The following is a 2,072-nucleotide window of genomic DNA, read 5'->3' as shown; positions in this document are numbered from 1 at the left end:
AGCCCCGCGATCCGCACCTGAACCCCGGCCAATAGGACCGGCGCCGATCCCGCTCGCCCGCACAACCACGGCGCGAGCCGCGCGCCAGCCAGGGGACGCGCGTCACCGCCGCCGTGAATGATCCGGGTTAGCTCCTGGCTATCCGGGTGTGCGGTTGATCACACGTCGGACCTGCCACGGACGCCACCGCTTGCCGCCGCGCGGCGTGCGCACGCCGCGTGCGGTGAGTGCGTCGGCGAGCTGCTGCAGCGTCGTGGTACCGGCGTGTCGCGCCGCATCGAGGTAGAGCATCACTTCCGCCGCGCGCTACGCCGCTGCAGCCGACCAGCCTACGCGCGCCTCCCCTGCCGTTGCTGTATCGCCAGGCCGCGGCCGCGGGTTACGGAGCTTCACTCCCCGCACCTTCGCCGCCGCAAGCGCTGCCTTGGTCCCCGCGCTTGTGGCGCGGGCCTCCTCCTCGGCGATGAGGGCTATGATGACGACGGTGAGGCGGTTGGCGTGCACGAGCTGGCGACCACGCGGTGGAATACGGCGCACTGAAGCAGGAGGGCGGGCGGCTGACCAGGTTCTCCAGCCGGGTGCGGAGGAGGTCATCCTGCGGCTCGGCCTTGGATTGCTTGGGACGCATCGGCGGGCTCCCGCTCACGGTGCCGCCGAGCGAATCACACGCTGCATTGCGCCGCAACTGGCAGGACGATTTGCAAGGTTTTAGCCGCGTTCGCTGCCAAGCCTGCAAACTCGGATACTTCCCAAGTGCCGGGAGTCCGCAGCAAACTGCGCCTTTCAGCCCATTTCACGGCTGACTATCTATCGAAATTTGAGAACATGTAGATAATATTCTACTATAAGTTTCTATTAGAAAAAGCGGAAGCGGAACAGTTTAATCTGTATTTGCTAAAATTATGGTTATATGTATTAAATTGCTTTTTAGCTTGGGAATTTCATTATGCCCAATAGCAATGCGATCTTACTTCAAACTGAGGTTAATACCGAACAGGCCGCTGCAATGGCTGCGGTGCTCGGGCTAAGCTGCTCGCCTTATCGCTTGCAAGCAGATCCACCTTCGAATAATGAACGCTGGTCACAGTCCGCCTACCTTTTCGGAAGCCTGCTGCCTCTTGCGAGTCTTGCCGCCGCAAGCGGTCTGCTTGTTGTATCAGGCGTCCTCTTGATTGGTACCCTTTAAGGATTTTGGTGAAGCGGTTGGCTGCCAGCCAGGTGCAGTTGCGGTTGAAGCAAGAACGATTGCTGCTCGTTTTTGCCGTCGCTGCAGGTGAGTACTCGACCCGATGGACAACAACAGACCGGACGTTTCATTCACCGGAGCGACGCGGGCCGATGCGTACCGGGAGCACTTTCGCCGAGCCCAGGCGACCCGCCTCGTAGCCGAGTTCCACGCTCGGGGTGGTCGGGTCACCGTCTGTCCCTCGGCCTCGGCCGAGGACGGCCCCTACGTTGCAAGGATGAAGTGGTCTTTGGCGCCGCGGTCGGGTGCAGTCATGCGTCCGGCCTGTTGATGCGGTCCGCACGACCGCTGGCCCTGATGAAGTCGGCAGGCGGGGAGCCAATCAGGTCAGCGCGTCCAATCGCGCTTGCCCCCGTAAGACTTTATCTCACCTCCGGCTCGACTGGTGACCGAAGCGTCCGTTCAGTACCGCGACCTCTTCCGTGTCAGGTATTGTTGGACTGTAGCGCCGTTGCCAGCGCCAAGCCGCAGGGCGGCTGACGCCAGCCCGGCGCGCCACCTCCAGGACCGGCAGCCGCTCGGCAGACAGCAGGATGATGTTGGCCCGCTGCACATGCTTGAGTGGGCGGTTCCGGTCACCAAGGATCGCAGCGAGGCGGATGCGATCCTCAGATCCAACGATGACGCTGACGGTTTGGGCCATGCCTGGAGAATTCCACCGCAGCGCCCCGCTGTGAATCCTCCGTCTGCGTCAGTGCACTAGAGCGTTTTCCGATCAGTCTGCGTCATAGCCGGCGGCGGCGAAGTAGTTGGCGCACTCGGCGGGCGTGAAGGTGCCGATGATGCGGCCGATGGTGTTCCAGAGGCCGTCGACGGTGCGGGTAGC

1 protein-coding gene and 2 pseudogenes are annotated in these 2,072 nt (G+C 62.6%); all 3 read right to left on the bottom strand.

Annotation, left to right across the window (positions count from 1 at the left end):
- Window positions 1-138 precede the first annotated feature (138 nt).
- Window positions 139-291 carry a recombinase family protein gene (locus H7965_RS29630; protein WP_186774061.1) on the bottom strand — a complete coding sequence of 51 codons (153 nt, stop codon included), beginning with the start codon at window positions 289-291 and terminating at the stop codon, window positions 139-141.
- A gap of 1,394 nt (window positions 292-1,685) precedes the next feature.
- Window positions 1,686-1,889: pseudogene (locus H7965_RS29625) on the bottom strand (helix-turn-helix domain-containing protein); the annotation flags it as partial.
- 72 nt (window positions 1,890-1,961) lie between these two features.
- A pseudogene (locus H7965_RS31565) lies at window positions 1,962-2,072 on the bottom strand (IS630 family transposase); the annotation flags it as partial.

Origin of the sequence: Siccirubricoccus deserti (assembly GCF_014283215.1) — a bacterium.
Lineage (GTDB): Bacteria > Pseudomonadota > Alphaproteobacteria > Acetobacterales > Acetobacteraceae > Siccirubricoccus > Siccirubricoccus deserti.
Note: the sequence above shows the minus strand (reverse complement) of the source record. Positions and strands in the feature narration are given on the sequence as shown.